Genomic DNA, 16,988 nt, shown 5'->3' on the forward strand with positions numbered 1-16,988 from the left:
GTGGCAAGGCCATTCGCGGGCTCGCCGGCGATGGATGTGTCGCCGGCATCGCTCTCGTCTCGCGCGGTGCGTGGCCCGAGCTGGGACGGCCGCTTCACCGTCCTGATCCTGTTCCTGCCGCCGGCGCTGCTGCTGTTCACGCTCTTCGTGGTGCTGCCGATCGGCGAGGCCGCCTGGTACTCGGGCTTCAACTGGAATGGGTTCGGCAGGCCGACCACTTGGATCGGTTTCGATAACTATCGCTTCGTGCTGGAGACGCGGGCGTTCTGGCTCGCGCTGCGCAACAACGGCCTGATCATTGCGGTCTCGCTCTGTGTCCAGTTACCGCTTGCGCTGACGCTGTCCTTGATGCTCGCGGAGCGGTTCCGCGGCGCAGTGGCGCTGCGGATGCTGTTCTTCATGCCCTATATCCTCGCCGAGATCGCGACCGGGCTGATCTTCAGCTTCGTCTATGACGGCGATTACGGTCTGGTCGCCTCGATCTGGCGCAGCTTTGGCGCCGACCCGCCGCATCTCCTGGCCTCGACGGACACGGCGATGCTGGCGGTGCTGATCGTGATCGTCTGGAAGTATTTCGGCTTCCACATGATGCTGTTCATCGCCGCGCTGCAGAGCATCGACAAGAGCCTGATCGAGGCCGCCCGGATCGACGGTGCGACGCGGTCGCAGAGCCTGCGCCACGTCGTCATTCCCTTGCTCCATCCGACGATCCGGCTCTCGGTGTTCTTCGCCATCGTCGGCTCGCTGCAGCTGTTCGACCTGGTCATGCCGCTGACCCGCGGCGGACCCGCCGACTCTTCGAATACGATGGTGAGCTTTCTCTACAACAACGGCATCTCCCGCATGCGGGTCGGCTACGGCAGCGCCATCGGCGTCATCCTGTTCGTGATCTGCGTGACCTTTGCCTTCACCTACAAACGATGGTTCATGCGCGATGAATAGTGCCGAGGCCACCAGGGCGCCGTTCGATCCTGCCGTGCTGTTCAAGGCAGCGTTCCTCGCCATCGTCGCCATCTTCGTGCTGGTGCCGCTGCTCGCGACGCTGCTCGGTGGCTTCAAGTCGCTCGGGGAGCTGCGCGTCAACCCGTTCGGCCTGCCACAGCATTGGGAGTGGCAGAACTATGCCGACATCCTGTTCTCCGGGCGCTACTGGCAGCTGCTGCGCAATTCGCTGATCATCTCGACGCTGACGGTCGTCCTGACTCTTATCGTCGCCTCGATGGCGGCCTTCACCTTTGCCCATGTCCGATTCTACGGCAGCTCGATGCTGCTGAGCTATTTGACGCTCGGCCTACTGTTTCCGGCGGCGACCGCGGTGCTGCCGCTGTTCATCAAGGTGCGCGATCTCGGGCTGCTCGACACCTATTTCGGCGTCGCGCTGCCGCAGGTCGCCTTCAGCCTCGCCATGAGCGTGCTGCTGCTGCGCCGCTTCTTCAAGGACATCCCCTACGAGCTGCTCGAGGCCGCGCTGGTCGACGGCTGCAGCTATATAAAATTCTTCCGCTACGTGACGTTGCCATTGTCGCGCCCGATCCTGGCGACGGTCGGCACCATTGCCTTCGTCAACAGCTGGAACGCCTATCTGCTGCCGCTCGTGATGCTCAACACCGATGCGCTGTATCCATGGCCGCTCGGCATCATGGTCTATCAGGGCGAGTATTCGTCCGAGTGGCACCTGATCCTCGCCTTCATCACCCTGACCATCCTGCCCACCATCATTCTGTTCCTTCTGGCGCAGAAGCACATCGTCGCCGGCCTGACATCGGGCGCGGTCAAGGGATGAACGACACCTCACGGAGACCACAATGAGAAAAGTCGGCATCGGCATCATCGGCTGCGGCAACATCAGCAGCGCCTATCTGAAGGCCGCCCAGCGCTTCCCCGTTCTGGACATCAAGGCGCTCGCCGACATGCGCAGCGACGCGGCCGAGCGCCAGGGGGCCGCGTTCGGCCTGCCGGCGATGCGGGTCGATCAACTGCTGAAGCGCGATGACGTCGAGATCGTCATCAATCTCACCGTGCCACTCGCCCATACCGACGTCAGTCTCGCCGTGCTGAATGCCGGCAAGCACGTGCATTCCGAGAAGCCGCTCGGAATCGACGTCGCGGAAGCCCGCAAGGTGATCGAGCTTGCCGCGCAAAAAAATCTGCGCGTCGGTTGCGCGCCCGACACCTTCCTCGGCGGCGGACACCAGAGCGCGCGCAAGCTGATCGACGACGGTGCGATCGGCAGGCCTGTGGCGGGCAGCGCCTTCTTCGGCTGTCCCGGCCATGAACGCTGGCATCCGGCGCCGGGGTTCTACTATCTGCGCGGCGGCGGGCCGATGCTCGACATGGGTCCGTACTACGTCACCGATCTCGTGCAACTGCTCGGCCCGGTCGCGAGCGTCATGGGCTCCACGGCGCGCCCGCGATCGGAGCGCCTTGTCACCAGCCAGCCGATGAACGGCACGCTGATCCCGGTCGAGGTAGCGACCCACGTCGCGGGCACGCTCGAGTTCGAGAGCGGGGCGGTGGTCTCGGTCACGATGAGCTTCGACGTTCCGAAGCACCGGCACGCGCCCATCGAGATCTATGGCGCCGAGGGCAGCATGCTGGTGCCGGACCCCAACCGCTTCGGTGGAGAGGTCCTAGTCGCCAAGACCGGCGGCGAATGGCAGACGATGCCGTTGACGCATGGTCACGTCGACGGCGAGTTCCGCTCCATCGGCGTGGCCGATATGGCGACCGCGATCCTGAACGACCGGCCGCATCGGGCTAGCGGTGCGCTCGCCTTCCACGTGCTGGAGGTCATGGAGGCGTTCCAGACCTCCGCAAACGAAGGCCGGCGGGTCAGGATCGAGAGCCGCGTGGAGCGGCCGGCGATGTTGCCTGTTGGACGCGACACCGGACAGATCGACTGAGGACAGAGACATGCGCAAGGCAATGATTGTATGGGGCGGCTGGCCAGGACATGACCCCGATCTCTGTGCGTCGATGATCCGCGGCTGGCTCAAGGCGGAAGGCTTCGAGGTGCGGATCGAGACCACGACGGCCGCGTTCGCAGATCCGGCGATCCACGATCTGTCGCTGATCATCCCAATCTACACGATGTCCAAGATCGAGAAGGCGGAAGCGCTCAATCTCTGCGCGGCGGTGCGCAGCGGGGTCGGGCTCGCCGGCCATCATGGCGGCATGTGCGATGCCTTCCGCGATTCGGTCGACTACCAGTTCCTGTGCGGCGGGCAATGGGTCGCCCATCCCGGCAACATCATCGACTACCGGGTCGACTTGACCCGGCCGGACGATCCAATCATGAAAGGCCTGAAGAGTTTCGAGCATCGTTCCGAGCAATATTACATGCATGTCGATCCGGCCAACGAGGTGTTGGCAACCACGACCTTCACCGGCGAGCACGCCCCCTGGATCGAGGGCGTGGTGATGCCGGTGGTCTGGAAGAAGCGTTACGGCGCGGGCAGGGTATTCTATTCTTCGCTCGGCCACCGCGCCTACGAGCTCGACGTGCCGGAGATCCGGACGTTGATGACCCGCGGCATGCTATGGGCGGCGCGCGAGTGACGGCTGACGCGAACCCGTTACCGGTCCGGGCCACGCTGGAGGACGTCGCGCGGACGGCGGGCGTGTCGCTCGCCACCGTCGACCGCGTCATCAACCGGCGCGAGGGCGTGCGTGCCAAGACCGTTGCCCGGGTGGAGGCCGCTGTTGCCAAGCTGGGCTATCGCGCCGACGTCGCAGCGGCACGGCTCGCGCGCGGGCAGAGCTTCCGCTTTGCCTTCGTGCTGCCGACCGGTGGCAACAGCTTCATGACCATCCTGACCGAGCAGGTCCAGCGCACGGCAGAGTGGCTGGCCGGCCAGCGCGGCTTCATCGATATCCTCCACGTCGACGTGTTCGATCCTGACGTGCTGGCCGGTGCGTTGGAGAACCTGTCGCCGGCCTATCAGGGCGTTGCGGTCATCGCGCTGGATCACCCCAGAGTGCGCGCCGCGATCGACGAGCTCACCGCGCGCGGCGTCGCGGTGGTGACCCTGGTCTCGGATGCCCCGAGCTCGCGCCGCCTGCACTATGTCGGCATCGACAACCCTGCCGCGGGACGGACGGCGGCCACGCTGATGGGGCGCTACCTCGGCGGCCGCGAGGGGACGGTTGCCGTGATCGCGGGATCATTGTCGCTGCGCGATCACGCCGAGCGGCAATTCGGCTTTCACCAGATCCTGTCCAGCGAGTACCCGAACCTGCTCGCGCTTCCGGCCATCGAGGGCCGCGATGAGAGCGAGCGCACGCGGGAGCTGACCGCCGCGCTGCTCGCCCGCCATCCGGATCTGCGCGGCATCTACTGCTGCGGCGCCGGCAACCGTGGCATCGCCGACGCGCTCGAGGCATCCGGCCGTGCCCGGGATGTGGTCTGGATCACCCATGAGCTGACCCAGCACACGCGGCGGTTCCTGGTCCGCGGAACGCTGGACGCCATCATCAACCAGGACCCCGGCCACGAGGCGCGCTCGGCGGCGCGCATTCTGCTCGCGCACTGCTCGGGGGAGCCGATCAGTCCAGACCAGGAGCGCATCCGCATCGATATCTTTCTGCGGGACAATCTGCCCTAGCAGATCGGCCTAGAGCCAGCCGAAGATGGCGAGCGCCAGGATGGCCTGGGCGATGAAGCCGACCACGAACGCCAGCGTCCGGAACACGGGCAGGCCGATCGCGTAGACGATGACGTGGGCCACCCGCGACCAGAAATAGACGGCGCAGGCGAGCACGGTCCATTTGGTCGAATAGTCGATCGCGTTGAGGATCAGCACCAGCGGCGCGAAGATCACGAGGTTCTCGACCGCATTGTCGTGCGCGAACATCAGCCGCGTTGCCCACGGCGCGTGCGGCTTGTCGTTGCGGGAGGGGTTGGCCATCGCGCCCGTGAGGCCGCGGACCTGGCAGCGGTTCAGGATGTAGGGAACCCACAGCAGGCCGGTCAGAATGACCGTGAGCGTCAGCCAGAACAGTTCGCGCGTCATCGAGATCCCCTCAACTGATTCCCGTCCCGTCCCGGCGGGACGGAGCGGTTATAGTCAATCGCGGCGGATCACGCTACGCGCGGACGCGGACATAGGAGCCCGGCGCATCCTCGAGCGGTGGATAGGCCTCGCTGCCGACGCCGCGCGCGGGAACCTCTTCCGGATCGAGCTGGCTCAGCCATTCGCGCCAGTCCGGCCACCAGGAGCCCTTGTGCTCCTGCGCGCCCTTGATCCAGTCCTTCAGCGAGATGTCGTGGATCTGGTCGTTGGTCCAGTACTGATACTTGCCGGAGGAGGGCGGGTTGACGACGCCGGCGATGTGGCCGGAGCCCGACAGCACGTACTTCACCGGCCCGCCGAAGAATTGCGAGCCGTACAGCACGGAGTCGGCCGGCGCGATGTGGTCCTCGCGGGTGGCGAGGTTGTAGACCGGCACCTTCACCTTGGAGAGATCCAGCAGCGTGTTATCCAGCACCATCGTGCCCTGCGTCAGCCGGTTCTCCAGATAGCAGTTGCGCAGGTAGTAGGAATGGTTCGCCGCCGACATCCGCGTGGCGTCCGAGTTCCAGTGCAGCAGGTCGAACGCCTGCGGCGGCTGGCCCTTGAGGTAGTTGTTGATGACATAGGACCAGATCAGGTCGTTCGAACGCAGCATGTTGAAAGCCATCGCCATCTTGCTGCCCTCGAGCACGCCCGACGCCTGCATGTCGCGCTCCAGCGCCGAGATCTGGGTTTCGTCGACGAACACCAGCAGATCGCCGGCATGGGTGAAATCGACTTGGGCGGCGAGGAAGGTCGCCGAGGTCACGCGCTGGCGGCGTTTGTCGGCGAGCCAGGCCAGCGTGGTCGCGAGCATGGTGCCGCCGACGCAATAGCCGAGCGTGTGCACCTTCATCTCACCGGTCACCTTCTCGATGACGTCCATCGCGGTGAGCGGGCCTTCCTTCATGTAATCATCCCAGGTCTTGGTCCCGAGCTTCTTGTCGGGATTGACCCAGGAGATCACGAACACCGTGAGGCCCTGATCGACGCACCATTTGATGAAGGATTTCTCGGGGCGCAGATCGAGGATGTAGAACTTGTTGATCCAGGGCGGCACGATCAGCAGCGGCGTGCGCAGCACGTTCTCCGTCGTCGGCGCATACTGGATCAGCTGCATCATGTCGTTCTGGAAGATCACCTTGCCCGGCGTTGTCGCCATGTTGACGCCGACCTCGAGATTGCCCGGGTCGGACTGGCGGATCTTCAGCGACCCCTTGCCGGCTTCGATGTCCTCTGCGAGCATCTGCATGCCGCGCACCAGATTGTCGCCGCTCGACGTCACCGTCTGCCGCAGCACCTCCGGATTGGTCAGGACGAAATTCGAGGGCGCCAGCGCATTGGTGATCTGGTTGACGTAGAACTCGGCCTTCTTGCGCGTGTGCGGATCGAGGCCTTCGGCATTGTGGACGAGGTCCTGGGCCCACTGCGTCGTCAGCAGATAGGCCTGCATCACGAAATCGAAGAACTGGTTCGACTTCCATTCCGGATCGGCGAAGCGCTTGTCGCGCGGGGAGGGCGAAATGGCCGGGGGCGCGTCTTCGCCGGCGAGACGGCGCGCGGCCGAGCCCCACAAATCGAGATAGCCCTTGGCGATCTTGGTCTGGATGTCGCTGGCGCGATCCTTGTCCGACAGCCAGTAGTCGGCGACGGCGGTGAAGGATTTGACGACCTCGGTCAATTCGGTCGGTGGCCGGTCCTGAACGTCGCCTGTCTCGCGCGGCTTCAGATAGGCCGAGAGCGCCTTGCCGCTGCTTTCCATGGCTTTCGCGATGTTCATCGCGAACGCTTCCGCATCGAATGTTTTTTCTGGATTGCTGCTGTTCTGAACGTCGGTCATGGCTCGATCACACTATCGCGTCGGGACCGTCTCGTCACCGCGCGAGATCAATAATCCGCGAGTTTGCGACAAATTCGATTTCTGATTGTTGCGTTGCGAAAAAATCTCTCGCTTCCGACATGTTGATCACGTAGCTGGATGAAATTCCTGTTCAAGCCGGTAACGTTTCGAGTGACAATTGGTTGTACTGCGGCAAAATGCGCCGCGCTGCGGTCGGACTGGGGACCGTTGACTGGAAGTTGGGGACCGAGGGGCGTGCGCGTGGGGACGCAGGGGCGAGGCTGGAGGTCGGAACGGCGCGCCCTTGTTGCGGGGCTCGTTGTGTTCGGCGCGCTCGCGCTTGCCGGGTGCTCCAGTCCAATCGCGGACATGCCATCGCTCGACGCGGATGCGGTCGTCCGGCCCAAGGAGCCGGGCGGGTATCTGCCCGTCAACGACGTGCCGCGCGACCGTGATGCGCCGATCATTTCGCCGCAGGAGCGCGCCAAGATCGAAAAGGAGCTGCTCGCGGCGCGTGACCGCCAGGCTTCGGCGGGCACCAGCACCAGGCCCAAATGATCGGCCAGGTGACCAAGGGCTGGGAGATCGGCCGCTCTGAGCGGCGTAATTGTCTGGCGTGGCGCGGCGGCCATGATAAAACACCGCAATCAACACCTTCGCGTGTCGTTGCCAGCCAAGCCGCGAGCCCGTGCTAAACTCCTGATCCAGCACCGGTTTCAATGCATGGCCCGCGTCGCCGCAGCGCCAGCTCTGCTGGCGAATCCGCCCCCGGTTGCCGGAGCCGAGAGACCCATGGAAGATTTCTATCGCATCCGCCGTCTGCCGCCTTACGTGTTCGAGCAGGTCAACCGGGCCAAGGCGGCCGCGCGGAACGCCGGGGCCGACATCATCGATCTCGGCATGGGCAATCCTGATCTGCCGGCGCCGCCGCACGTGCTGGAGAAGCTCAAGGAGACCCTGGGCAAGCCGCGCACCGACCGCTATTCGGCCTCGCGCGGCATCGTCGGACTGCGCCGGGCGCAGGCCGCCTATTACGATCGCCGTTTCGGGGTGAAGCTCAATCCCGACACCCAGATCGTGGCGACGCTCGGCTCCAAGGAAGGCTTTGCCAACGTGGCGCAGGCGATCACCGCGCCGGGCGACGTCATTCTCTGTCCCAATCCGAGCTATCCGATCCACGCCTTCGGCTTCCTGATGGCGGGCGGCGTGATCCGCTCGGTGCCGTCGGAACCGACGCCGCAGTTCTTCGAGGCGGCCGAGCGTGCGATCATTCACTCGATTCCGAAGCCGCTCGCGCTGATCGTCTGCTATCCGAGCAACCCGACTGCCTATGTCGCGAGCCTCGACTTCTATCGCGACCTCGTCGCATTCGCGAAGAAGCACGAGATCCTGATCCTGTCGGACCTCGCTTATGCCGAGGTGTATTTCGACGACAAGAACCCGCCGCCGTCGGTGCTGCAGGTGCCCGGCGCGATGGACGTCGCGGTCGAGTTCACCTCGATGTCCAAGACCTATTCGATGGCCGGCTGGCGCATGGGCTTTGCCGTCGGCAACGAGCGCATCATCGCAGCGCTCGCCCGCGTGAAATCGTATCTCGACTACGGCGCGTTCACCCCGGTGCAGGTCGCGGCCACGGCTGCCCTGAACGGTCCCGACGACTGCATCCGCGAGATGCGCGACGTCTATCGCAAGCGCCGCGACACGCTGGTCGAGGCGTTCGGCCGGGCCGGCTGGGAGATCCCGTCGCCTGAGGCCTCGATGTTCGCCTGGGCGCCTTTGCCGGAGAAGTTCAAGAGCCTCGGCAGCATGCAGTTCGCGACGCTCATGGTCGAGAAGTCCGGCGTGGCGGTGTCGCCGGGCGTCGGCTTCGGCGAGCATGGCGAGGGCTATGTCCGTATCGCGATGGTCGAGAACGAGCAGCGCATCCGGCAGGCCGCGCGCGGCGTCCGCCGCTTCCTTGAAAGCGGGATCGAAACGTTGCACAACGTCGTTCCCATCGCCAACCGGCGTTGAACCCTCCCGTATTTTCCTTTCGACAGGTTCTTTGATTCCATGGTCGCACCCCTGAGAGTGGGCATCGCGGGCCTCGGCACCGTGGGTGTCGAGGTCGTTCGTCTCATCGAGCGTCAGGGGCGCGTGCTCACCGAGCGGACGGGACGCCCGGTGAAGGTCGTTGCCGTGACGGCGCGGTCGAAGGCCAAGAAGCGCGGCATCGATCTGTCCGGGATCAAATGGGCCAAGGATCCGATCGCACTGGCTGCTGATCCCGAAATCGACTGCCTGGTCGAGCTGATGGGGGGCGCAGGTGATCCCGCGCTGTCGGCGATCGACACCGCGCTCAAGGCCGGCAAGTCGGTGGTGACCGCCAACAAGGCACTGATTGCGAAGCATAGCCTGAAGCTCGCCAAGGCGGCCGAGAAGCATGGTGGCGCGCTGAACTTCGAAGCGGCCGTCGGTGCCGCCATTCCGGTGATCAAGACCCTGCGCGAGGGGCTTGCCGGCACCGGCATCAACCGCGTCTATGGAATCCTGAATGGCACCTGCAACTACATCCTGACGCGGATGGAGCAGGAGGGGCTGTCGTTCGACGAGTGCCTCAAGGATGCCCAGCGCCTGGGCTATGCCGAGGCTGACCCGTCGTTCGACATCCACGGCCATGACACCGCACAGAAGCTTGCGATTCTCGCGAGCCTCGCCTTCGGCACCCAGGTGGCGCAGAACTCCGTCTATGTCGAAGGCATCTCCTCGATCGCGCCGGAGGACCTGCGCGCGGCCGCTGAGCTCGGCTACCGCGTCAAGCTGCTTGGCGTTGCCGTGCGCACCGCCAAGGGCATCGAGCAGCGGGTGCATCCGACGATGGTGCCGAAATCCTCCTCGATCGCCCAGGTGATGGGCGTCACCAACGCGGTCACGATTGACGGCGACGGTATCCCGCCGATCACGCTGGTCGGTCCGGGAGCAGGGGGCGCCGCGACGGCGTCCGCCGTCGTTGCCGACATAGCCGACGTCGCGCGCGGCATCCGCGCCGCGCCGTTCGGGCGTCCGGTCGACAGGCTGCAGGCGACCGAGAAGGCGCCCATGGAGCGGCACGAGGGTGGCTATTACATCCGCCTGATGGCGCGTGACCATGCCGGCACGGCCGCGACCATCGCCACCCGGCTCGCCGAGCAGAAGATCTCGATCGAATCGATCGTGCAGCGCCATCCCAATGGCTGCGAGCCGGCGAAGACCGCCGGCAAGTCCGCGCCGGTCCCGGTGATCCTGATCACCTACGCGACCCACGAGGACGCCGTGCATCGCGCGCTCCAGGCGGTGCAGCGCGACAAGGTCATCAGCGGCAAGCCCCAGGTGATCCGGATCGAGAAGAACTAGCGCATGATGCACAGGGAACCGCTTGTCCCTGCTCAAACAAACGCGTGGCGTTTGGTATAGGTTCATGCTCAAACCGGGAGAGTAGACAGGCGGGGAACGGCCATTCGTGCCGACCGCCTGACCCGGCTGCCGCCCAGGGGGCGGCGTGCGAGCGGTAGATTTTGATGGCGGATGTCCGCCGTGACGTCTTGAGGAGTTGACCGATGTCGACGCAGATTTCTGTCCCGCAACAATTGCTGCTCGAGCGCATCCTGACGCTGGAGCTGGTGCGCGTGACCGAACGGGCGGCGGTATCGGCGGCGCGGCTGCGCGGCCATGGACAGGAGAAGCCGGCCGACCAGGCCGCCGTGGATGCGATGCGCCGCGAGCTCAACAAGCTGCCGATCGAAGGCACGGTCGTGATCGGCGAGGGTGAGCGCGACGAGGCGCCGATGCTCTATATCGGCGAGAAGGTCGGCCTCAATGCCGGCCCCAGGGTCGACATCGCGGTCGACCCGCTCGAGGGCACCACCCTGTGCGCCAAGAACATGCCCGGCGCGATCGCGACCATGGCGATGGCCGATGGCGGCACGCTCCTCCATGCTCCCGACGTCTACATGCAGAAGATCGCGGTCGGCCCCGGCTATGCCAAGGGCGTGGTCGACATCGACGCGACGCCCGCCGACAACGTCCGCCGGCTCGCCAAGGCCAAAGGCGTCGAGCCGGGCGCGATCACGGTGCTGGTGCTGGACCGCCCGCGCCATGCTGACATCATTCAGGGCGTGCGCTCGACCGGCGCTGCGGTACGCCTGATCACTGACGGCGACGTCGCCGGCGTGATCCACTGCGCCGATCCCGACAACACCGGCGTCGACATGTATCTCGGCACCGGCGGCGCGCCGGAGGGCGTGCTGGCCGCGGTGGCGCTGCGCTGCATCGGCGGCCAGATGCAGTGCCGCCTGATCCTCGACACCGAGGAGAAGCGCGAGCGCGCCCACAAGATGGGCGTCGGTGATCCCAAGATGATCTACGGCATCGAGGACATGGCCCGCGGCGACTGTCTGTTCGCGGCCACCGGCGTCACCACCGGCTCGCTGCTCTCCGGCGTCAAGTTCCGCAAGGACGGCGTCATCGAGACCGAGACCGTCGTGATGCGCTCGGTCACCGGCACGGTGCGCTACATCCGCGCCGAGCACCGCCAGCTGGCGAAATTCCACCTCGACTGATCCAGCACAGTCGTTCGGGGGCACGCGGAGCGTGAACCCGGAATCTAGAGACCGTGGCGCGAGATTCCGGGTCTGCGCGCTGTGCGCGCATCCCGGAATGACGAAATTGTAGAGCGGCTCAGCATGTCCGATCTGTCCATGGTCAAGGCGCTGGTGTTCGACGTGTTCGGCACTGTCGTCGACTGGCGCACCAGCCTGATCAACGACTTTACCGCGTGGTCGAAGACCCGCGGCATCCAGGGTGACTGGACCGCACTGGTCGATGGCTGGCGCGGGCTCTATGTCGGGTCGATGGACGAGGTCCGGAAGCATCCGGAGCGCGGCTACGTCATCCTCGACGTGCTGCACCGGCGCTCGCTGGAGACGCTGGTCGCGCAGCTCGGCATCACCGGCCTCACCGAGGCCGACCTCGATCATCTCACCCGCGGCTGGCACCGGCTGCATCCGTGGGCCGACAGTGTCGCCGGGCTGACCCGGCTGAAATCCAGATACATCATCGCGCCGCTCTCCAACGGCAATGTCGCGCTGCTCACCAACATGGCGAAGTTTGCCGGGCTTCCTTGGGATCTCGTCCTGTCGGCCGAGCTGTTCGCGCACTACAAGCCCGATCCCGAGACCTATCTCGGTGCCGCACGTCTCCTTGGTCTTTCGCCCGCTGAGGTCATGATGGTCGCCGCGCACAACAATGATCTCGAGGCGGCGCAACGCTACGGTCTGAAGACCGCCTTCGTCGCTCGCCCCACCGAATACGGCCCGCTGCAGAGCCGCGACTTCGACGCCACCGGCGCCTGGGACATCGTCGCCGATGATTTCAACGGCATCGCCGACCGGCTGGGCTGCTGATCCTCCTGCCTCACGCACCCGACACGATCACGCCGTACCAGCCGAGACCCTTGTAGGTCTCGTAGCCGGGCGTCGCGTGGAACGCGACCATGCGCCCGGAGATGTCCTGATAGAAGCCGCTGCGTTTGCCGTCGAGCTTCAGCGACACCCGCTCGCTGAGAATGCCCTGGCCGTCCGAGGACGCGATGACGCGCAGATTGGAATCCACCAGCAGCACGCGGGCCTTGTCGCTTTCGCTGACACGGACGCCCTGCACGATCGCGCGCGCCTGAGCCTCCCAGTCGAAATGAATGGCGAGCACGCCGAGCGGCTTGCCATGGGCCTTGCCGTCCTCGCGGACCGAGGCGCAATAGGTCGCGACCTGGGCGTTGCCGAGCAGGGGCTGGCACTCGACGTCGCCGGCGACGTAGTCGTCGCCCGAGCGCAGTCCGCGCGCCTCGCGAAACCATTTGGTGTCGGCGACGCTCTGGCCGACGACGTTGAAGCGGTCGGCGCGGCCGTTGGCGATCACCTTGCCGCTCGGATCGCACAGCCACAGATCGAGATAGACGGTGTAGGCCGACAGAATCACCGCGAGCCGATCGGAGACATGGGCGACGCGTGCGGCGTCTGGGTCCGCCGCGCAATCGACCACGGCCGAATCGGTCGCCCACCAGCGCACGTCGCAGGTCCGCTCGTAGAGATTTCGGTCGATCAGCTCGATCGCATTCAGCGCCAGATCGACCATGCGCTCGCCGCGCGCCCGCTCGGTCATGCGCTCGATCGAGCTCTTCAGATTGCCGGTGCGCGTCGTGAGCTGGCCTTCCAGCTCGCGCGCGATGGTCTCGACGAGCTGTCCGACGGCGCGGACCTCCTGGGCCACCACGGCGAAGCCCGCGCCTTGGGCGCCGACCCGCGAGCTCTCGATCAGCGCGTTCAGCGCCAGCATCTTCATCTGGTTGGTGATCTGCTGGATCGACTTGGTCTTCTCGCAGGCGATCTGATTGACCTCGCCGGTGAGCCGGGCGATCAGGGCCGAGACGTCGGTCTCGTCATCCCTGGGAGTCGTTTGTGCCGGAGCGGCGGAGGGCTGCGTCTTCAACTCGGGCGCGGTCAGCATCGGCAATGAACTCCATGTTGCCGCGCCTCCTGGTCGGCACGAAGAGGGCGGACAAATCGGACGTAATAATTGATTGAAATGTTACGGAGTTCGCCTAACGGCTGTTTAATGCACTCCATTGAACGCAGCTCGAATTTTAGGCAACCAGCCGTATATGGGCGGCATTTCCCTGATTTCCTGTGAGTTCCGCCAAGTTCTGGGACGATTCTGGTGGGTTTCATGGATGGAACCTGCTGAGGCAGGCCAGTTGCTGTAGATTCGACGGCGTCCGTTTCGAATCGCTGCGCTGCAAGCGAGGCCCCGCGCATCATGGCACCATCCGCCCTTGCACTGCCCCTGAGCGCCCCGCAGGCGTTCCTGGGCGTGCGGCTGTCGCTGACCAACAAATTGTGGCGCGACCGGCTGGATGCGCGCGGCGCGGCGCGCGCGCTTGCGATGGTGCAGCGCTATCAACTGCCGGAGATGCTGGCCCGGGTTCTGGCGGGGCGTGAGGTCGAGCTCGATCAAGTCAACGACTTCCTCGATCCCACCATCCGCAAGCTGATGCCGGATCCGTTCACGGTGACGCAGATGGAGGCGGCGGCGCAGCGCATTGCCGACGCCGCGGTCAAGGGCGAGACGGTCGCGATCTTCGGCGACTACGATGTCGACGGCGCGACCTCGGCGGCGCTGCTCGCCTGGCATCTGCGCCATTGCGGGCTCGATCCGCTTATCCACATTCCCGACCGCATCTTCGAAGGCTACGGCCCGAACGTCGATGCCATCCGCGCGCTCGCGGCCAAGGGCGCGACGCTGCTCGTCACGGTCGACTGCGGCACCACCAGCCTCGAGCCGCTGGCGGAGGCGCGGCGGCTCGGCATGTCCGTGGTGGTGATCGATCACCATCAATGCGGCGAGGACCTGCCCGAGGTTGACGCTCTGGTGAATCCGAACCGGCCTGACGATCTCTCCGGCCTCGGCTATCTCGCCGCGGTCGGGCTGACGCTGGTCACGCTGGTTGCAGTCAATCGCGAGCTGCGCGGCCGCGGCTTCTGGAGCAGCACGCGCCCGGAGCCGGATCTGCTTAGCATGCTGCATCACGTCGCGCTCGGCACCGTCGCCGACGTCGCGCCGCTGATCGCGCTCAACCGCGCGTTCGTCGCCAAGGGCCTGATCGCGATGCGCCGGCGCGACCATGTTGGGCACACCGCGCTGATGGATGTCGCCCGCCTCAACGGCCCGCCCGAGGCGTGGCATCTCGGCTTCATGCTGGGACCGCGCATCAATGCCGGCGGGCGCATCGGCCGCGCCGATCTCGGCGTGCGGCTGCTGTTGGAAAGCGACGTCTCCGAAGCCGCGCGCATCGCCGTCGAGCTCGACCGCCTCAACAGCGAGCGCCGCGTCATCGAGCAGCAGGCCGAAGCGCAGGCCGAGGCCGAGGCGCTGGCCTCGCTCGGCCTGGAGGACAAGGGCGCCGTCATCGTGACGGCGTCCGAGGGCTGGCATCCCGGCGTGGTCGGACTGGTCGCGTCCAGGCTCAAGGAAAAGTTTGCCCGGCCGGCGTTTGCGATCGCGCTCGAGCCGGGCGGCATCGGCACCGGGTCGGGCCGCTCGATTCCGGGCGTCGATCTTGGCAAGGCCGTCCGCCATGCCGTGGAGCAGGGCATCCTGATGAAGGGCGGCGGGCACGCGATGGCCGCCGGCGTCACCTTGCGCAAGGAGCGGTTGGCCGAGTTTCGCGCCTTTCTCGAAAGCGCGCTCGCCGCCGACGTCGCCGACGCACGGCACGTCAACGAGATCCTGATCGACGGCGCCATCAGCGCGCGCGCCGCGACGCCGGAGCTGGTGGCGACCCTCAATCGCGCAGGTCCCTTCGGCAGCGGCAATCCGGAGCCGATCGTGGCGCTGCCGTCGCATCAGCTGGTTTACGCCGACGAAGTCGGGCAGGCGCATCTGAAGCTGCGCTTCAAGTCCGGCGACGGCGCCATGGTGAACGCGATCGCGTTCCGCTCCGTCGGTCAGAAGCTCGGCAATGCGCTGGTTCAGCATCGCGGCCAGATCCTGCATGTCGCCGGCACGCTCACCGTCGACCGCTACCAGGGAGTCGAGCGCGTGCAACTGCGCGTGCTCGATGTCGCCGTGCCGGATCATGGACCGGCGATGATCAGGTAGCAGCCCCAACACCGCTGTCGCCCCGGACAAGCTTCGACGACGCTCGCGTCGGCGAAGCGCCGATCCGGGACCCATACGCAGCAGCAGATGTTGTGAGGACGAGATGCCCACTCCGATCGTGCCTCAAACTGCTCCGTGTGGGTATGGGTCCCGGCGCGGAGGCCGGGACGACAGCGGAGTGCGGGGTGGCCGTCGCGTGTCTCATTGCAGGGCAAGTCTTTGTAATCTCGCCGCGCATCTGCGCCCGAGTGATGCTGGATCAAGACCCTCATCAGAGAAGAGAGGGCGCAGGGAATGCCGGGTGAAGGCCTCACCCATGGCCCGCCTGCAAACAAAAAGCAGGCGGCAGTCACCACAGGCAAAGCCGTTTCAACCGGCATTCCCTGCGCGGAGGTTTTCACGCTTATACGCGATCTCCCCGGTGTCCGGCTTGTTAGCTGTGGAGCCTCAGGAGGTTGTCCTCGGTTAAACCGAGTCTGCTGATAGGCGGCTGGGAGTTTATGCCGCCGTGAGGCCGGTGCCAATTATACTGGTGCAGCCAGATGGGCAGTTGCGCGGCGCGCTGATCGGAAGTGGGATAGGTGTGTGCATAGGCCCACTCCCGGAGCGCTGTCTGGATAAAGCGCTCAGCCTTGCCATTGGTTCTGGGCGTGTAGGGCTTGGTGCGGATATGCTTGAGACCAATATCGCGGCAGGCCTTATCGAAATCGAAGCCGATATAGCAGCCACCGTTGTCGGTCATGACGCGGGTGACGGTAACGCCCAAGCTCTTGTAGTGAGCGACAGCGGCCTTGAGAAACGCAACAGCACTCTCGGCGGTCTGATCAGGCTTGAGCTGTGAAAAGGCGACACGGGAGTGGTCATCGATGCAGACATGCATGTACTCCCAGCCAAGTCCGCGACAATGACTATAGCCGTTCCGATTGCCGGTGACGCGATGGCCGCTTTGCGCGAAACGGCCGAGCTTTTTGATATCGATATGGATCATCTCGCCCGGCGCAGCGTGCTCATAGCGACGCACGGGTTCGATCGGCTCCAGATCACGGATTCGGTTCAACCCCAGTCGTCGCAGAACGCGGCTGACCGTGGCCGGCGACACCTTAACCTCAGCCGCAATCTGCTTGCCCGTGTGGCGCTGACGGCGCAAAGCCTCGATAGCGGTACATGTGGCAGCAGTGGTTTGGCCTGGCGATGAGTGCGGTCTGGAGGAGCGATCGAGCAATCCCTCGACACCTTCCTCGCGGAACCGCTTCACCCATTTGGCTACGGTCTTCGGCGTCGTATTGTACTGGTAAGCAGCTTCAGCATAGCTCAGCCCACCCTCAACGACACTCCGCACCATCGCCTCTCGACCTTTCGGTGTCATAGGCGCATTCTTGTGGACGTCCATCTGGTCTCTCCTTGGAACACTGAAGCTTCGCAACCTC

General features: G+C 65.3%; 15 protein-coding genes. 11 read left to right on the forward strand and 4 right to left on the reverse strand.

Going from position 1 to position 16,988, the window contains the following annotated elements; genetic code table 11:
• The 5 genes from QW881_RS17510 to QW881_RS17530 are packed head-to-tail and all read left to right on the forward strand — an operon-like array spanning position 1 to position 4,604.
• Positions 1–942, forward strand: coding sequence for a sugar ABC transporter permease (locus QW881_RS17510; protein ID WP_315755572.1), 942 nt, complete (start codon positions 1–3; stop codon positions 940–942).
• Positions 935–1,783, forward strand: coding sequence for a carbohydrate ABC transporter permease (locus tag QW881_RS17515; protein WP_315755571.1), 849 nt, complete (start codon positions 935–937; stop codon positions 1,781–1,783). Before QW881_RS17510 ends, QW881_RS17515 begins: the two co-directional genes overlap by 8 nt.
• 22 nt (positions 1,784–1,805) lie before the next feature.
• Entirely contained in the window at positions 1,806–2,903 is a 1,098-nt protein-coding gene (locus QW881_RS17520) for a Gfo/Idh/MocA family oxidoreductase (protein ID WP_315755570.1), read from the forward strand.
• 10 nt (positions 2,904–2,913) lie between these two features.
• Positions 2,914–3,558: a ThuA domain-containing protein gene (locus tag QW881_RS17525; RefSeq protein WP_315755569.1), complete on the forward strand. Its 645-nt coding sequence runs from the start codon at positions 2,914–2,916 to the stop codon at positions 3,556–3,558.
• On the forward strand, positions 3,555–4,604 hold the full coding sequence (locus QW881_RS17530; protein WP_315755568.1) for a LacI family DNA-binding transcriptional regulator: 1,050 nt from the start codon (positions 3,555–3,557) through the stop codon (positions 4,602–4,604). Before QW881_RS17525 ends, QW881_RS17530 begins: the two co-directional genes overlap by 4 nt.
• 9 nt (positions 4,605–4,613) lie before the next feature.
• Here the strand turns inward: QW881_RS17530 and QW881_RS17535 are convergent, their stop codons facing one another.
• Positions 4,614–5,012, reverse strand: a complete 399-nt coding sequence (locus QW881_RS17535) for an MAPEG family protein (RefSeq protein WP_315737826.1) — start codon at positions 5,010–5,012, stop codon at positions 4,614–4,616.
• A 73-nt stretch (positions 5,013–5,085) separates the two neighbouring features.
• Positions 5,086–6,891 (reverse strand): class I poly(R)-hydroxyalkanoic acid synthase, encoded by a 1,806-nt coding sequence (locus QW881_RS17540; protein WP_315755567.1) that lies wholly within the window; start codon positions 6,889–6,891, stop codon positions 5,086–5,088.
• A 321-nt stretch (positions 6,892–7,212) separates the two neighbouring features.
• On the opposite strand from QW881_RS17540, the gene QW881_RS17545 reads away from it, so the two are divergent.
• From QW881_RS17545 to QW881_RS17565, 5 genes are all read left to right on the forward strand, one after another.
• The gene (locus tag QW881_RS17545; protein WP_315755566.1) at positions 7,213–7,449 is read left to right on the forward strand and encodes a hypothetical protein; all 237 of its coding nucleotides are present in this window, start codon (positions 7,213–7,215) and stop codon (positions 7,447–7,449) included.
• 234 nt (positions 7,450–7,683) lie between these two features.
• Positions 7,684–8,904, forward strand: a complete 1,221-nt coding sequence (locus tag QW881_RS17550; protein ID WP_315737828.1) for an LL-diaminopimelate aminotransferase — start codon at positions 7,684–7,686, stop codon at positions 8,902–8,904.
• Between the two features lie 39 nt (positions 8,905–8,943).
• Positions 8,944–10,263, forward strand: a complete 1,320-nt coding sequence (locus QW881_RS17555) for a homoserine dehydrogenase (protein WP_315755565.1) — start codon at positions 8,944–8,946, stop codon at positions 10,261–10,263.
• A gap of 203 nt (positions 10,264–10,466) precedes the next feature.
• A complete protein-coding gene (glpX, locus tag QW881_RS17560) occupies positions 10,467–11,468 on the forward strand; it encodes a class II fructose-bisphosphatase (protein WP_315737830.1) in 1,002 nt (333 codons plus the stop codon).
• Between the two features lie 123 nt (positions 11,469–11,591).
• A complete protein-coding gene (locus QW881_RS17565) occupies positions 11,592–12,311 on the forward strand; it encodes a haloacid dehalogenase type II (RefSeq protein WP_315755564.1) in 720 nt (239 codons plus the stop codon).
• Between the two features lie 10 nt (positions 12,312–12,321).
• On the opposite strand, the gene QW881_RS17570 is transcribed toward QW881_RS17565, so the two are convergent.
• On the reverse strand, positions 12,322–13,410 hold the full coding sequence (locus QW881_RS17570) for a methyl-accepting chemotaxis protein (protein ID WP_315755563.1): 1,089 nt from the start codon (positions 13,408–13,410) through the stop codon (positions 12,322–12,324).
• A gap of 309 nt (positions 13,411–13,719) precedes the next feature.
• Here QW881_RS17570 and recJ point away from each other — a divergent pair, with 309 nt between their 5' ends.
• Positions 13,720–15,561, forward strand: a complete 1,842-nt coding sequence (gene recJ, locus QW881_RS17575) for a single-stranded-DNA-specific exonuclease RecJ (RefSeq protein ID WP_315755562.1) — start codon at positions 13,720–13,722, stop codon at positions 15,559–15,561.
• A 433-nt stretch (positions 15,562–15,994) separates the two neighbouring features.
• Here recJ and QW881_RS17580 read toward each other — a convergent pair whose 3' ends face one another.
• Positions 15,995–16,951 (reverse strand): IS481 family transposase, encoded by a 957-nt coding sequence (locus tag QW881_RS17580; protein WP_315755561.1) that lies wholly within the window; start codon positions 16,949–16,951, stop codon positions 15,995–15,997.
• Between the last annotated feature and the right edge of the window lie 37 nt (positions 16,952–16,988).

Source organism: Bradyrhizobium sp. SZCCHNS3016 (genome assembly GCF_032484535.1).
In the GTDB taxonomy this organism is placed as follows: domain Bacteria; phylum Pseudomonadota; class Alphaproteobacteria; order Rhizobiales; family Xanthobacteraceae; genus Bradyrhizobium.

Bases quoted from the DNA above. Each gene is read 5' to 3' on its own strand.
- QW881_RS17580 (WP_315755561.1), bottom strand. From the start codon at position 16,951: ATGGACGTCCACAAGAATGCGCCTATGACACCGAAAGGTCGAGAGGCG.
- QW881_RS17535 (WP_315737826.1), bottom strand. From the start codon at position 5,012: ATGACGCGCGAACTGTTCTGGCTGACGCTCACGGTCATTCTGACCGGC.
- QW881_RS17515 (WP_315755571.1), top strand. From the start codon at position 935: ATGAATAGTGCCGAGGCCACCAGGGCGCCGTTCGATCCTGCCGTGCTG.
- QW881_RS17540 (WP_315755567.1), bottom strand. From the start codon at position 6,891: ATGACCGACGTTCAGAACAGCAGCAATCCAGAAAAAACATTCGATGCG.
- QW881_RS17520 (WP_315755570.1), top strand. From the start codon at position 1,806: ATGAGAAAAGTCGGCATCGGCATCATCGGCTGCGGCAACATCAGCAGC.
- QW881_RS17555 (WP_315755565.1), top strand. From the start codon at position 8,944: ATGGTCGCACCCCTGAGAGTGGGCATCGCGGGCCTCGGCACCGTGGGT.
- recJ (WP_315755562.1), top strand. From the start codon at position 13,720: ATGGCACCATCCGCCCTTGCACTGCCCCTGAGCGCCCCGCAGGCGTTC.
- QW881_RS17525 (WP_315755569.1), top strand. From the start codon at position 2,914: ATGCGCAAGGCAATGATTGTATGGGGCGGCTGGCCAGGACATGACCCC.
- QW881_RS17570 (WP_315755563.1), bottom strand. From the start codon at position 13,410: ATGCTGACCGCGCCCGAGTTGAAGACGCAGCCCTCCGCCGCTCCGGCA.
- QW881_RS17565 (WP_315755564.1), top strand. From the start codon at position 11,592: ATGTCCGATCTGTCCATGGTCAAGGCGCTGGTGTTCGACGTGTTCGGC.
- glpX (WP_315737830.1), top strand. From the start codon at position 10,467: ATGTCGACGCAGATTTCTGTCCCGCAACAATTGCTGCTCGAGCGCATC.
- QW881_RS17550 (WP_315737828.1), top strand. From the start codon at position 7,684: ATGGAAGATTTCTATCGCATCCGCCGTCTGCCGCCTTACGTGTTCGAG.